We start from the raw sequence: 12,997 nt of genomic DNA, 5'->3' as shown, positions 1-12,997 counted from the left end.
CGCATCCGATGAGTCGGCGTGACGGGCCGGATCTGTCGGGGTGAACGGTCGCGCCGCGACCTCGCACCAGGAGAAACCCATGGATCCTCGCATCACCGTCGAGCCCTACTACCGCGCCTGGCAACACCGGGCCGGCGACATGAGCCAGGTGCCGCTGGCCGACGACTTCGCCTTCACCGGACCCGTCGCGAGCTTCGCCGGCAGTGCCGGCTATCGCGCCATGGCCCTCCAGGCCGGCGCCGCGGTCCGCGACTTCCGCGTGCGCCACCAGTTCACCGACGGCGACCTGGTCTGCTCCATCATCGACTGGGAGATGGACCCGCTGCCCGGCACCCTGACCGCCGCCGAACTGCTGCGTGTCCGCGACGGCGAGATCGTCTCCGGCGAGCTGATCCACGACGCCGAAGACCTGCGCCGCGCGATGACCGCCGCCCAGCCGCCCGGCATCACTGACCTGCTGGAACGCAGCCACGCCCAGGTCACTCAGGTGCTCGGCCGGATCAGCGCGTCGGGCTGGACGGCGGCCGGTACGTGCGAGAAATGGACCGTCCGCCAGACCGCCAACCACCTGGCGGGCGCCCTGCTGCTGCTCGCCCGCTTCGCCGAGGGCGAGCAGGTGGAGCCCCAGGAACTCGACGCCCAGCGTCAGGCCGACACCGACCACCTCGGCACCGATCCCGCCGCCTCGTTCCGCGCGATCGCCGACCGGTCGGTGGCGGCCTTCGCCGCGCCCGGCACTCTGGAACGCCGGTACGCCTTCATGGGCACCACCGTGCCCGGCGCCGTGCTGGCCTCGATCAGCCTGTACGAATCGCTGATCCACGGCTGGGACATCGCCACCGGTGCCCACCTCCCCTACGCCGCCGATGACGACGTTGTGCGGGCAGCGTGGCAGTACGCCGAAACCGGTGTCGGCGACGCCCACCGGCGCGCCGGCCAGTTCGCCGAGGCGATCCCCGTCCTGCCCACGGCCTCGTTGTTCGTCCGGCTGCTGGCCCATGTGGGACGGCACGCCCGGCCCTGACGTCCGCGGCAGCCGCCCGCCGCATCGCGGCGGGCGGCACGCACCGGCCCGCGCCCGCGCCCGCGCCGTGCAGGCAACGGCAGGACAGCTCCGTCTTTCTCCCCGGCCCAGCAAACCAGCGTTGGCGGTGGGTTGACGACCCCGGCCAGGGGCATGGTGAAGGGCAAGCACTGGCTGCCCCAGACCCCGGCGGTTCCGTTCCGTTGCGAAGGACCGTGATAGCGGTGGCCGGCCGACGACCGTTCAGGGGTTCAGCGGCTGAGACAGCCCTGGAGACTGACCGCGGCACGGCGGTCGGAAGACACCCATCGCTCCTGTCCGCGGGCACCGCATCCGGGCGAGCGAACACCACGCCCGAAGGCGAACCGATCGGTCGGCCTGCGCGCATGTGGCGCATCCGGGTGGCCGTGTCGGCACGGACCGGCCCGCGGCTGATCACCGGCGACCTCCTGGCCGCGAGCGGAGGGCCGGGCCGATGACCGGCTTCCTGAACGGTGACCGGCGCCCGTTGCTGGCGTGTCAGTTCGGCCAGGCCGAGTTGCCCCGGCTGCGGCACGCGGTGGCCACTCAGGCGGCCCGGGCCGGACTGACCGGTATGCGCTGGGACGATTTCGTCCTGGCGGTGCACGAGGCGGCGGTCAACGCGGTCGACCATGGGGGCGGCGCGGGCGAGCTGCGGCTGTGGCGGAGCGGGACGATGTTGTGCTGCCAGATCAGCGACGACGGGCCGGGGGCCGTACCGGGCAGGCTGAACGGGGCCGCGCTGCCCCGGCTGAACGGCATCGGCGGGCGTGGGCTGTGGCTGATCCGCCAGCTGTCCGACGAGGTCACCTTCACCAGCGGCACGGACGGCACCATGTTGTCGATCGCCTTCCGCCTGCCGGGCTGATCCCGCCCGCACCGGGTCCGGGCGGGATCAGCCACCGGTCGAGGGTGTGGCGGGCCCGGGGCCCGGCCGCTCCGGCGGGACGTCGCTGGTGCGTGCCACCACCTCGCGGGCCAACTCGGTGAGGTTCTGGTTCTGGCTGCGGGCGTGCCGGCGCAGCAGGCCGAAAGCCTCCTCGACGGGCAGGGCATGCCGTTCGCCGAGCATGCCCTTGGCCTGCTCGATGACCACCCGGCTGCTCAGCGCGTGCTGCAGTTGCTCGACGAGTACCTGGCTCTCGCGAAGGGCGCGTTCCTGGAGCAGCCCGATGGTGGCGATGTCGGCCATCGCCTGGGCCAGCGCGGCCGTGACGCCGTCCAGCTCGCCGGGTTCGGAGCGGAACAGGTTCATCGCGCCGATGACCTGATCGCGCAGCCGCATCGGCAGCGCGCTGACCGCGTGAAAGCCCGCCTCGTGAGCCTGCTGGGCGAACCGCGGCCACGAGGAGGTGGCCGGGGTGCCGCTCAGGTCTGGACAGTGCACCGGCCGGCCGGAGCGGAAGCAGTCCAGGCAGGGCCCTTGGTCGCTTTGCAGCTGGAACAGCTCCAGCAGCCGGGTCTGCTCGCTGGAGGCGCCCACCAGTTGCAGGCTGCCGTGCTGGTCGGTGATCAGCAGGCCGGCGGCGTCCACCCCGAGCAGCTCGACGCACTGCTCGGTCAGGCCGTGCATGAAATCGATGAGGTCGAACCCGGTCACCAGCGTGTCAGCCAGCGCTACGAACGCCTCGGCCAGCCGGCGTTCCGGCTCGCGGGACGGGGAAGTCTCCACCTTCGGCAGCCTACGCCCGCTCGTCGCCCGTGGGCAGGGCTCAGCCATAGTGCCGGGTCAGGGCCGCGTGGGATGGCCGGTCAGGGCTCTGGGGCGAGAGCGCCGGCCGGCCGGAGTCAGCCTTCTTGCCCGGAGAACCGCAGCGTGTGCGCGAGCACCTGCCGTGCCACCCGGGTCAGCGGCTCGTCGGCGGCCAGCGCGTAGGCGCGCAGCCGGACCAGCGCCTCCTCCACCGTGCAGTCGGCCTGCACCGCCACGACCCCGCTGGCCTGGTGGATCTCCGGCCCCAGGGCCAGCGTCCGCGCCGGCAGTGACTCGCCTGCCGCATTGACCGTGACCAGGTTCAGCAACAGCAGCAGCGCCGCGTCGGCGAAGTGCCGGGCCGTCCGCTGCTCGGCCTCCTCCAGCATCCGCGGCCGGTCCTGGCACAGCACCAGCACGCCCACGCTGTCCGGGCCGGCCAGCAGCGGGAAGGCGAACACCGCCCGCACCCGCGCCGTCTGGGTCAGCGCGGTGAACAGCGGCCAGTGCGCCTGCGCCTCCTGTGTGCGCAGATCGGCCACCAGCACCGGCTCGCGATCGTTGACCGCGTCCACGCAAGGCCCGTCCCCGCTGGTCAGCTCCGCCTCCAGCAGGTCACGCCCCAACCGGCCGACCGCGTGCACCGGTGCCAGCCGCATCCCGGGAACGCCACTGACCACCGACAGCCCGGCCCCGCTCACCTCCAGCGAATCGGCGCACGCCACGCACACGTCGCCGACCGAGACCGGCTCCTGCTGGGCCGCCGCCGCTGTTCCGATCAACGCCCAGACGCGCAGCACATGTTCATCGTCCACCTGCCATGACCGCCCGCCCCGCGTCCGAAGGACACGTAGCCTTCACCGTACGCCGGGAAGCACTCGGCACCGCCACCAGCCGGGGTGTCGTTCATCGAGGCGCAGGTGCAGTATCCGGCGCCCACAGGCGGTCTTTCTGGTCTTCGGCAAGATTGTCCAGCCGCGAGCCATAAGTGGTGCGACGCCCGGCGCGTACGTCGACAAACTCGGTAGACGTCACGCATGCTCGGCAACAGCCCGGCATGTCACTCTCCGTAGCAGAACGCCGGGTTGATCCTGAACAACGTGATGTGGAGCGGAATCATGGCCGAGCAGGGACGCGTGCGATGGAAGCGCTTCGCCTTGATCCTCGCCCCTGTCGCGGCGATGACGTCGCTGCTGGTCGGCGCCACGGCCCAGGGGGTCATCGGCGCCACGTTCGTGGTCTCCGCCAACGGCTTCAAATTGTTCGCCGGTGAGCTGCGCGGTCAGGGCTTCACCTTGGCCACCGACGTGGACCGGACCAGGAAGGGCCGGCTGATCCCCGTCATCGTGGCCGGCGTGCGGCGGGCCTCGGTCAGCGAGTTGTGTTCGAGCGCGCTGGTGAAGACACCGGTGGGCACGGTGACGCTCCGGCTGACCGGCGGCCAGGGCGGCAACGAGGTCACCATCGACGATCTGGTGATCGATGTGTCGATAGGACAGACCGCGGCCTCCATCCGCGACCTCGAGCTGGGCCGGGACGCCAGCACCCTGGACGAGGTTCCCGACGGCAGGGGGCCGGCCGGCACCTTCGGCGGCCAGGCCAGAGTGGTCACCCTGCGCAACGTCAGGCTGGGCGCCAGGGCTGTCACGGCCGCCACGTTCAGCCTGCCGGACCTCGGCCTCAAGCTGTCGCGCGGCGAGCACGAGTGCTACTGAGGCGGAGCCGGCCCCGGCCCGGCGGAGAGCGGGCGGGCCGGGGCGAGACGAAAGGGCGCAAGATCATGAAGTCGTGGCGGCGTTCCCGGCCGTTCTGGGGCGGGCTGTTCATCGTGGCGGCGGGGCTGGAGCTGCTCTCCGTCCCGCTCGCCGTCAACGCACTGCCCGTGGCCGTCATGTTCGGCACGGTCGGAGCGAGCTACCTGATCGCCCTGGTCATGGTGATCACAGGGGTGCTGGTCTGGCTCCAGCCCGGTCAGCGGGTGTTCCTCGGACTGATCGCCGTGCTGCTGTCCATGGCCTCCTTCATCTACTCCAACCTGGGCGGCTTCCTGATCGGCATGATCCTGGGCCTGCTGGGCGGCATGCTGACCATGGCCTGGACCCCTGACAACCGGCCCGCCAACCGCCTCGACACCGTCACCGTGCGGAGCGTGCTCGCCGCCGCTCGAACGTTCCCGTCGCGGATGAGCGCGCCGCGCTGGGCGGCGGCCGTCTCTCTGGGGCGGCACCGCCGGCGGCTGATGTCGAAGAGGCGATCCTGCGCCGGGACCGACCCTCGTCCGGTGGAGGCGGGTCCCGCGAAGCTGCGAGAGCCCGCCGGGTAGGGGCGCCGGACCACCCGCTGTCAGCCGTTCGGCTCGAACATCCGGTCCACGAGCAGGTGCAGGTGTGCACGGAACCGCCGCAGCGCCGCGGCGTTGCGCGGGCCCTCGACCCGCCCGTTCGGGGCGAGCACGCCGCCGACGACGAAGCCGCGGATGCACCAGACCAGGGTCCACAATGCCCCGTCGAGGTCGACGTGGGGGTCGACGAGGTCCTGAAGCTCGTCGATGACGCGGTCGATCAGCGGCTTGAGGTAGAGGGCCTCCACCCCGGTGACGTCGGCGGCGTCCGACAACCATCGGTGTATCCACAGCTCGGGGACCTCGGGGTGGTCCAGGCAGAAGTTCAGCTGGTGATCCGCGAGCAGGTGGACGCCTGCCCGGTCGTGGGTGAACTCGGCGAACGCCGTATCGTGACAGGCCTTCAAGCTCAGGTATGTCCGCTCCATCACCGCGAGGTAGATGTCGCGCTTGTCACCCACGAGATCGGTGACGGTGCCGACGTCGAGCCCGGCCGCGTCGGCGATCATGTGGAACGGGGTCGCGTCATACCCGAGAGAGGCGAACAGACGAGTAGCCGTCTCGATGACGTGCTCCTGCGTATCTGACTGGGAGCCATGCATGCGACTGCTTCCTGGCAGAGCCTTCAAGATGTGCGGGTCCTGGTGGCGGCCTGGGCGGTGGCGCGTAGCTGCTCTTCCTCCTCGTGGCTGAGTGAGGTCTGGATGATGTGGCCGCCGTACTCGGCGATCTGCGGGATGACCTTGTCCGGGGTGCTCTGCACGACCAGCAGGAACAGGGCGGCGGTGCCGGGTTCGAGCTTCGTGGCCAACTGGCGCATGAAGTCGTCGTCCACGCCGGCGTCGGACAGCGCCCCGCCGGCCGCGCCCATGCCCACCATGCTGGTCGACTGGTGCAGCTTGATCTTGCCGGCCTGCTCGCGTTCGACGACGGCGGCGTCCTCCAGCGTGATGAGGTTCTCCTTCTGCATCTGTGCCAGGCGGTCGCGTACGGACATGGCCGTACGGACGTCGGGGTAGGCGATGGCGATCAGGTGACTCATGGACGGTGCCTCCTTGCGGTGCGGTCAGGGTGTGACGATGGGGAAGTCCGGTGTGGGCTCCTCCAGGACGGCGGTCAGCCGTCGCAGGACGTCCATGTCGCCGTCGTGGTCGATGCCGTCGGCGCCGGCTCCGTCGACCAGGCCGAGCAGGCGCTGTTTGGTCAGCCGTAGCGTCAGGTCGGCGCCGTCGCCGGGTGGCGTGCTCTGGTGGATCAGAACGCCGTTGGACATGGTGGTGCGGTGGTGTTCGTCCAGGTCGGTGAGGTGCCAGTCGATGGCGAACCGCTCGTTCCAGGCGTCCGGTCCGTGGACGCGGATGGCGAGGGAGTCGAAGATCTGCTCCGCGGTGAGCGCGCTGAGCACGTCGGGAGAGGTGGTGCTGGTCGTGCCGGGTGAGGGCCGGCCGGTCAGCTCGGTGGCGGCGGTGAGGTAGAAGTTGCGCCAGGTGGCGTTCTCGGCGCCGTGGCCCATCCGCGTGTAGACCTGGGCCAGGAGCCTGCGGGCCATGGAGTCGCCCTCGTCGGCGAAGACCGCGTGGTTGAGCAGGGTGGCCGCGAAGCGCAGGTCGCCTTCCTTGACGTAGCGGTCGGCCAGCGCGACCACGGCGGACGTGCCGCCGAGGCATTCGACGTAGCGGCGCGCCTGCTGGACGGGCGGATGCTCCCACAGGTGGGCGGGGTTGCCGTCGAACCAGCCGAGGTAGCGCTGGTAGACGGCCTTGACGTTGTGGCTGACCGAGCCGTAGTAGCCGTGGGTGTGCCACGCCTGTTCCAGGGCGGGCGGCATCTGCATGGCTTCGGCGATCTCGTTGCCGGTCATGCCGCGGTTCAGCATGCGTACGGTCTGGTCGTGCAGGTAGGCGTACATGTCGCGCTGCTGGGTCAGGAAGGTGACGATGTCGCCGGTGCCCCAGGTGGGCCAGTGGTGGGAGGCGAAGGCCACGTCCGCGCGGTCGGCGAACAGCGCGATGGCCTCGGTGAGGTAGCGGGCCCAGACGCGCGTGTCGCGGACCAGCGCGCCGCGCAGGGTGAGCACGTTGTGCAGGTTGTGGGTGGCGTTCTCGGCCATGCACAGGGCGCGGTGGTCGGGGAAGAGGAAGTTCATCTCCGCCGGCGCCTCGGTGCCGGGAGTGAGCTGGAAGACGATGCGTACGCCGTCGACCGTCTCCTCCTGGCCGGTCCGGGTGATGTCGACGGTGGGCGGGATGAGGGAGGCGGTCCCGGCCGAGGTGCCCATGCCCAGGCCGCAGCCGAGCTGGCCTTCGGGGGAGTGGGGCAGGAGCTGGCCGTACATGTACAGGGCCCGGCGGTTCATGGCGGTGCCGGCGTAGACGTTCTCGGAGACGGCGTGCTCCATGAAGTGGGCCGGGGCGATGATCGGGATGTCCGTCCCGTCGGTGACGCCTCGGGCGCCGCCGAAGTGGTCGGCGTGGGAGTGGGTGTAGATCAGGCCGGTGACCGGGCGGTCTCCCCGGTGGTCGCGGTAGAGCCGCAGCGCGGCGGCGGCGCACTCGGTGGAGATGAGCGGGTCGATGACGATGACGCCGCGTTCGCCTTCGACGAGGGTCATGTTGGACAGGTCGAGGCCGCGTACCTGGTAGATGCCGTCCGTCACCTCGAACAACCCCTGCTTGGCGCAGAGCTGCGCCTGGCGCCACAGGCTCGGGTGCGCGGTCTCCGGGCAGTCGCCCTGGAGGAAATCGTAGGAATCGTTGTCCCACACGACCCTGCCGTCGGCCGCCTTGATCACCGCGGGTGTCAATTTCGCGATGAAGCCGCGCTCGGCGTTGTCGAAGTCGGCCCGATCGTGAAAGGGAAGGTCTGCCATAGGACGGTCGTGCCCGTAGCAGCCTTCAGCAAGGGCAACGAAAGCCTCAAGAAATCACATGTCGGGCGTGAGCCTATGACGTGGACGCTTCCCATTCGCGGCAGGCAACGAGGGGGTGGTGGCGGTACATGATCCCGATGACCTGCCCGCTCGCCCTGAGGTGGACCTCCTGCCCCGCCGGGCCGCATGCGCACTGAGGGGATTCCTCATGCCTCACGCTGTCGTCAACGGGGCGCACATGAACGATCTTGTGCATCGAACTACTCCAGAGCGAGGGGAAGCCGGCATCACTCTATCCGCATGTACATGCCTGTCCTCCGCTCGCCGGTGCCGAGCATCATCCCTGCTCAAAGGGGGTAAGCCGGTCTCAACGGGGGGAGTGGTGCCGTGACCTGGTTCGCCGCGGGCATGCGAGGCCCGCTGAGCCGGCCCCGGGAGATCACGGCGGGCGTCACGCTGGCGGCGCTGGCGATCCCGCTCAACATCGGTTACGCGCAGATCGCCGGGCTGCCGCCGATCGTCGGCCTGTACACCTCCATCGTGCCGATGCTGGTGTTCGCACTGCTCTGTTCCTCCCGCCAGCTCGTCGCCAGCCCGGACGCGCCCATCGCCGCGCTCATCGCCTCCCTGCTGGTGGCGATCGGCACCCGCCCCGGCAGCCCGCAGTACGTCGAGCTGGCCTACGCCCAAGCGCTCGTCTGCGCGGTCGTGTTCCTGCTGTTCTACGCCTTCAAGCTGGGCTTCCTGGCCGACTTCCTGTCCGAGCCCGTCCTGGTCGGCTTCATCGCCGGACTGGCCGTCGAGATCCTCACCAGCCAGGTCGAGAAGATCCTCGGCATCCACGCCACCGCCGACCGGTTCTTCCCGGAACTGTGGGAGATCATCACCAAGATCCCGCACGCACACCTGTGGAGCATCGTCGTCGGCGTCGCGACCATGCTGGTGATCGTCGCGCTGCGCAGGCTCGCCCCCGCGCTACCGGGCCCGCTGATCGCGCTCGTCGCGGCCACCGCGGTCGTCGCCTGGGCCGGGCTCGACCAGCGCGGCGTGTCGGTGCTCGGCCACGTCCCCTCCGGGCTGCCGGTCCCGCACTGGCCGTCGATCACGCTCGGCCAGTGGGCCGCGCTCATCCCCGGCGCCATCGCCATCTGCGCCGTCACCCTGGCCGACGGCCTGCTCACCGCCCGCCGCTACGCCGAACAGCACGGGTACGCCCTCGACGCCAATCAGGAGCTGCGCGCCTTCGGCCTGGCCAACATCGCCGCCGGGCTCACCCAGTCGATGACCATCGGCTCCAGCGCTTCGCGTACCGCGGCCATGGACGCCGCCGGCTCCCGCTCGCAGATCCCCAGCGCCGTCTGCGCGATCGTGGTCGCCGTCCTGGTCGCGTTCTTCTCCGGCGTGCTGGCCTACCTGCCGAACACGGCCCTGGCCGGCATCGTCGCGGTCGCCGTCATCCGGCTCATCGACGTGCGCAAGCTGGCCGAGCTGTGGCGGTTGCGCCGCTCGGAGTTCTGGATCGCCGTGGTGTGCCTGCTCGGCGTGCCCGTGCTCGGCTCGCTCACCGCCGTCGTCATCGCCTTCCTGCTGTCGGCGGTGGACGTCGTACGGCGGGCCTCCCGCCCCAGCACCGCCACCCTGCGACCGGGCGAACACGGCCGCTACGTCACAGGCCCGGCCGAAGGCCCGCTCGCCGTCTACCGCTTCGAGAGCCAGCTCTTCTTCGCCAACGCCGGCACCTTCAAGGCCGAGGTCGCCCGCCTGGCCGACCACGGAGCCCGATGGATCGTCCTGGACGCCGAGGCCATCGCCGACGTCGACACCACCGGCGCCCAGGCCCTCCGCGAAACCGCCGACGCGCTCCGCGAACGCGGCGTCACCTTCGCCGTCGCCCGCGCCACCACCGCCCTGCGCCACCTGCTGACCCACTACGGCCTGACCGAGCTCACCTACTACGACTCCAACGAGGCGGCAGCCGCCGCCTACCGGGAGAGTGACCATGGGTAAGGCGTTCGCCGACATGCTGCCCTACACCCTGGGCCTGATCGTCTCACCGTTCCCGGTCGTGGCCGTCATCGCCCTGCTGATCAGCGCGAACGGCCGCGCCAAGGCCCTGCTGTTCGAGGCCACCTGGCTGGTCATCAGCTGGGTCGTGCTGCTCGTCCTCATCGCCCTGCTGGGCGCCGCCGGCGCCACGGGACACGCCAGGCCCACCTGGGTCGCCTGGCTCGCCCTGATCGTCGGCGTACTCCTGCTCATGCTGGCCATCGCCGGCATCCGCAGGACCGCCCGCCGCAAGGAGGGCAAGGCCCCCGAGGTGCCCCGCTGGATCGCCGCCATGGACACCATGACCACCCCCAAGATCATCGGCGTGGCGGCGCTGCTCATCGTGGCCAACCCGGTCAACCTGGCCTCCCTGGCCGGCGGCGCCATCGCCGCCGCCCACGAGCCCCTGCCCCTCGGCCGGCAACTGGTCCTGGCCGCCGTGTTCGTCGCCATCGGCAGCATCGGCGTGCTCGCCCCCTATGCCACCGCGCTCAGCGGCGGCGGCGAACAGCGACTCCAGCGCATGCGCGGCTGGCTGATCCAGCACAACGGCGCCCTCACGCTGCTCCTGATCCTGGTCTTCGGCATGCTGTTCCTCGCCAAGGGCCTGCGCGGGCTGCTGTCCTAGGGTGCGTCTCCTGCTTCCGGCCGGCTCTCGACGTTCCCGCGGCTCACCGGCCGATGGGGTGCCAGACCGTCTTGACCTCCAGGAACGGCCTGATGCGGGACAGGCCGGGATCGGGGTCGGTCCAGTCGTCGCCGGTGGGCCGCAGGACCCGCTTGAGCGTGGTCGCCGCCAGGGCCTCCAGCTCGGCCGCGAGCTCTCCCGCGCCCGCCAGGTCCAGGGCGTTCACGTCGGCGTGCCCGGCCAGCGGCGGGGCGAGCTCCGGCAGGCGACCGGTCAGGACGTTCGCCACACCCGCCGGCAGGTCCGAGGTGGCCAGCGCCTCGGCCAGCGTGACCGCGGGCAGCGGGGCGCGTTCGCTCGCCGCCAGCACCGCCGTGTTGCCGGCGGCGATCACGGGCGCGAGCACCGAGACCAGCCCGAGCAGCGAGGAGCCGGCCGGGGCGAGAACGCCCACGACGCCCGTCGGCTCGGGCTCGGACAGGTTGAAGTACGGCCCCGACACGGCGTTGGCCCCGCCCAGCACCTGACCGATCTTGTCGGCCCAACCGGCGTAGTAGACCCAGCGGTCGACGGCCGCCGAGACCACGGCCTGCGCCCGGCCCCGGCCCAGCCCGTCCGCCGCGGCGACCTCGTCGGCGAACTGGTCCCGCCGCCCCTCCATCATCTCGGCGATCCGGTAGAGGATCTGGCCGCGGTTGTAGGCGGTGCGGCCCGACCAGCCGGGGAAGGCCTTGCGCGCCGCCACCACGGCGTCGCGCACGTCCTTGCGCGAGGCGAGGGCGGCGTTGGCGAGATGGTCTCCTGCCGGGGACGTCACGGGATAGGACCTGCCTGATTCCGAGCGCGGGAACGCGCCGCCGATATAGAGCTTGTACGTCCTGCGCACAGCGACGCGCGGGGAAATGTCAGCCAAGGTACGCCTCCAGCGTCACCGTGATCCGCTCAGACATCGAGATACGCCTCCAACCCGAGCAGCCCGCCCTCGCGGCCGTACCCGGACTCCTTGTAGCCGCCGAACGGGCTGGCGGGATCGAACACGTTGAAGGTGTTGGACCACACCACGCCGGCGCGCAGCCGGCTCGCGGTCCACAGCATCAGGGAGCCCTTCTCCGTCCACACCCCCGCGGACAGCCCGTACGGCGTGTTGTTGGCCTTGGCCACGGCCTCCTCCGGGGTGCGGAAGGTGAGCACCGACAGCACGGGACCGAAGATCTCCTCGCGGGCGATCCGGTGCGCCTGCGTGACGCCGGTGAACACGGTGGGCGGGAACCAGTAGCCGCGCTCCGGCAGCGGGCACGGCGGTGACCAGCCCGTGGCTCCCTCCGCCTCCCCGGCGGCGGCCAGCTCGCGGATCCTGGCGAGCTGTGCCGCGGAGTTGATGGCGCCGATGTCGGTGTTCTTGTCCAGCGGGTCGCCCAGGCGCAGCCGTTCGATGCGGGCGCGCAGCCGGGCCAGCAGCTCGTCCGCGATCGACTCCTGGACCAGCAGCCGCGAGCCCGCGCAGCACACGTGGCCCTGGTTGAAGAAGATCCCGCTGACGACGCCCTCGACGGCCTGGTCGATCGCCGCGTCGTCGTAGACGATGTTGGCGCCCTTGCCGCCCAGCTCCAGGGTGAGCCGCTTGCCCGTGCCGGCGACGGCGCGGGCGATCTCCTTGCCGACCTCGGTGGAGCCGGTGAAGGCCACCTTGTCGGCACCGGGGTGGGCGACCACGGCCCGGCCGGTGTCGCCGGCCCCGGTGACGATGTTCACCACGCCCGGCGGCAGCTCGGCCTCCTGGCAGATCTCGGCGAAGGCGAGGGCGGTCAGCGGGGTGGTCTCGGCGGGTTTGAGCACGACGGTGTTCCCGGTGGCCAGCGCCGGCGCGACCTTCCACGCGAGCATCAGCAGCGGGAAGTTCCACGGGATGACCTGCGCGGCCACGCCCAGGGGCCGGGTGCCGAGCCCCGCGTGCGCCAGCTTGTCGGCCCAGCCGGCGTAGTAGAAGAAGTGGGCGGCGACCAGCGGCAGGTCGACGTCCCTGGTCTCCTTGATCGGCTTGCCGTTGTCCAGCGACTCCAGCACCGCCAGCTCGCGGGCGCGTTCCTGGATGATGCGCGCGATCCTGAACAGGTACTTGCCGCGCTCGGCGCCCGGCAGGGGCGACCACACCCGCTCGAAGGCCCGCCGCGCCGCGGCGAAGGCGCGCTCCACGTCGGCGTCGCCGGCGGCGGCCACCTCGGCCAGCGGCTCCTCGTCGGCCGGGTTGACGGTGACGATGCGCTCGCCGCTCTTGGCCGCCACGAAGTCGCCGTCGATGAACAGGTCGTACGACGGCCGGATGGCCACGACGGATCGTGATTCCGGCGCCGGCGCGTACTCGAAGGTCTCCACGC

General features: G+C 71.1%; 13 protein-coding genes. 6 read left to right on the top strand and 7 right to left on the bottom strand.

The genetic code is table 11. The features are described from left to right. The first annotated feature begins 79 nt into the window (after positions 1–79). Together ACTWPW_RS12085 and ACTWPW_RS12080 are read left to right on the top strand one after the other, a co-directional pair. Positions 80–1,024 carry a TIGR03086 family metal-binding protein gene (locus ACTWPW_RS12085; RefSeq protein ID WP_443168734.1) on the top strand — a complete coding sequence of 315 codons (945 nt, stop codon included), beginning with the start codon at positions 80–82 and terminating at the stop codon, positions 1,022–1,024. Positions 1,025–1,499: 475 nt separating this feature from the next. Next, positions 1,500–1,913 carry an ATP-binding protein gene (locus ACTWPW_RS12080; protein WP_443168733.1) on the top strand — a complete coding sequence of 138 codons (414 nt, stop codon included), beginning with the start codon at positions 1,500–1,502 and terminating at the stop codon, positions 1,911–1,913. 27 nt (positions 1,914–1,940) lie between these two features. Here ACTWPW_RS12080 and ACTWPW_RS12075 read toward each other — a convergent pair whose 3' ends face one another. Both ACTWPW_RS12075 and ACTWPW_RS12070 read right to left on the bottom strand, forming a co-directional pair. Next, complete coding sequence (locus tag ACTWPW_RS12075) at positions 1,941–2,717, bottom strand: ANTAR domain-containing protein (RefSeq protein WP_443168732.1); 777 nt, start codon at positions 2,715–2,717, stop codon at positions 1,941–1,943. Positions 2,718–2,833: 116 nt separating this feature from the next. Then, positions 2,834–3,553 carry a GAF and ANTAR domain-containing protein gene (locus ACTWPW_RS12070; protein WP_375117927.1) on the bottom strand — a complete coding sequence of 240 codons (720 nt, stop codon included), beginning with the start codon at positions 3,551–3,553 and terminating at the stop codon, positions 2,834–2,836. A 303-nt stretch (positions 3,554–3,856) separates the two neighbouring features. On the opposite strand from ACTWPW_RS12070, the gene ACTWPW_RS12065 reads away from it, so the two are divergent. Then, the gene (locus ACTWPW_RS12065) at positions 3,857–4,453 is read left to right on the top strand and encodes a DUF6230 family protein (RefSeq protein ID WP_375117928.1); all 597 of its coding nucleotides are present in this window, start codon (positions 3,857–3,859) and stop codon (positions 4,451–4,453) included. Between the two features lie 65 nt (positions 4,454–4,518). Then, positions 4,519–5,061, top strand: coding sequence for a DUF6114 domain-containing protein (locus ACTWPW_RS12060; RefSeq protein WP_443168731.1), 543 nt, complete (start codon positions 4,519–4,521; stop codon positions 5,059–5,061). Between the two features lie 20 nt (positions 5,062–5,081). Here ACTWPW_RS12060 and ACTWPW_RS12055 read toward each other — a convergent pair whose 3' ends face one another. The 3 genes from ACTWPW_RS12055 to ACTWPW_RS12045 are packed head-to-tail and all read right to left on the bottom strand — an operon-like array spanning position 5,082 to position 7,948. Continuing rightward, complete coding sequence (locus ACTWPW_RS12055) at positions 5,082–5,681, bottom strand: TetR/AcrR family transcriptional regulator (protein WP_443168730.1); 600 nt, start codon at positions 5,679–5,681, stop codon at positions 5,082–5,084. Positions 5,682–5,704: 23 nt separating this feature from the next. Next, positions 5,705–6,121: a DUF1269 domain-containing protein gene (locus ACTWPW_RS12050; RefSeq protein ID WP_443168729.1), complete on the bottom strand. Its 417-nt coding sequence runs from the start codon at positions 6,119–6,121 to the stop codon at positions 5,705–5,707. A 24-nt stretch (positions 6,122–6,145) separates the two neighbouring features. After that, on the bottom strand, positions 6,146–7,948 hold the full coding sequence (locus tag ACTWPW_RS12045; RefSeq protein ID WP_375117931.1) for an alkyl/aryl-sulfatase: 1,803 nt from the start codon (positions 7,946–7,948) through the stop codon (positions 6,146–6,148). Between the two features lie 387 nt (positions 7,949–8,335). Here ACTWPW_RS12045 and ACTWPW_RS12040 point away from each other — a divergent pair, with 387 nt between their 5' ends. Both ACTWPW_RS12040 and ACTWPW_RS12035 read left to right on the top strand, forming a co-directional pair. Further along, positions 8,336–9,955 carry a SulP family inorganic anion transporter gene (locus ACTWPW_RS12040; RefSeq protein ID WP_443168728.1) on the top strand — a complete coding sequence of 540 codons (1,620 nt, stop codon included), beginning with the start codon at positions 8,336–8,338 and terminating at the stop codon, positions 9,953–9,955. Beyond that, a complete protein-coding gene (locus ACTWPW_RS12035) occupies positions 9,948–10,622 on the top strand; it encodes a GAP family protein (RefSeq protein WP_443168727.1) in 675 nt (224 codons plus the stop codon). The genes ACTWPW_RS12040 and ACTWPW_RS12035 overlap by 8 nt, the downstream gene beginning before the upstream one ends. 43 nt (positions 10,623–10,665) lie before the next feature. On the opposite strand, the gene ACTWPW_RS12030 is transcribed toward ACTWPW_RS12035, so the two are convergent. Both ACTWPW_RS12030 and ACTWPW_RS12025 read right to left on the bottom strand, forming a co-directional pair. Then, positions 10,666–11,535, bottom strand: a complete 870-nt coding sequence (locus ACTWPW_RS12030) for an aldehyde dehydrogenase family protein (protein WP_443168726.1) — start codon at positions 11,533–11,535, stop codon at positions 10,666–10,668. A 29-nt stretch (positions 11,536–11,564) separates the two neighbouring features. Continuing rightward, positions 11,565–12,995, bottom strand: coding sequence for an aldehyde dehydrogenase family protein (locus ACTWPW_RS12025; RefSeq protein ID WP_375117935.1), 1,431 nt, complete (start codon positions 12,993–12,995; stop codon positions 11,565–11,567). Positions 12,996–12,997: the final 2 nt, after the last annotated feature.

Source organism: Nonomuraea sp. KM90 (genome assembly GCF_052246675.1).
In the GTDB taxonomy this organism is placed as follows: Bacteria; Actinomycetota; Actinomycetes; order Streptosporangiales; family Streptosporangiaceae; genus Nonomuraea.
The sequence above is the reverse complement of the archived record's forward strand: the minus strand, read 5'-3'. Positions and strand labels throughout refer to the sequence as shown.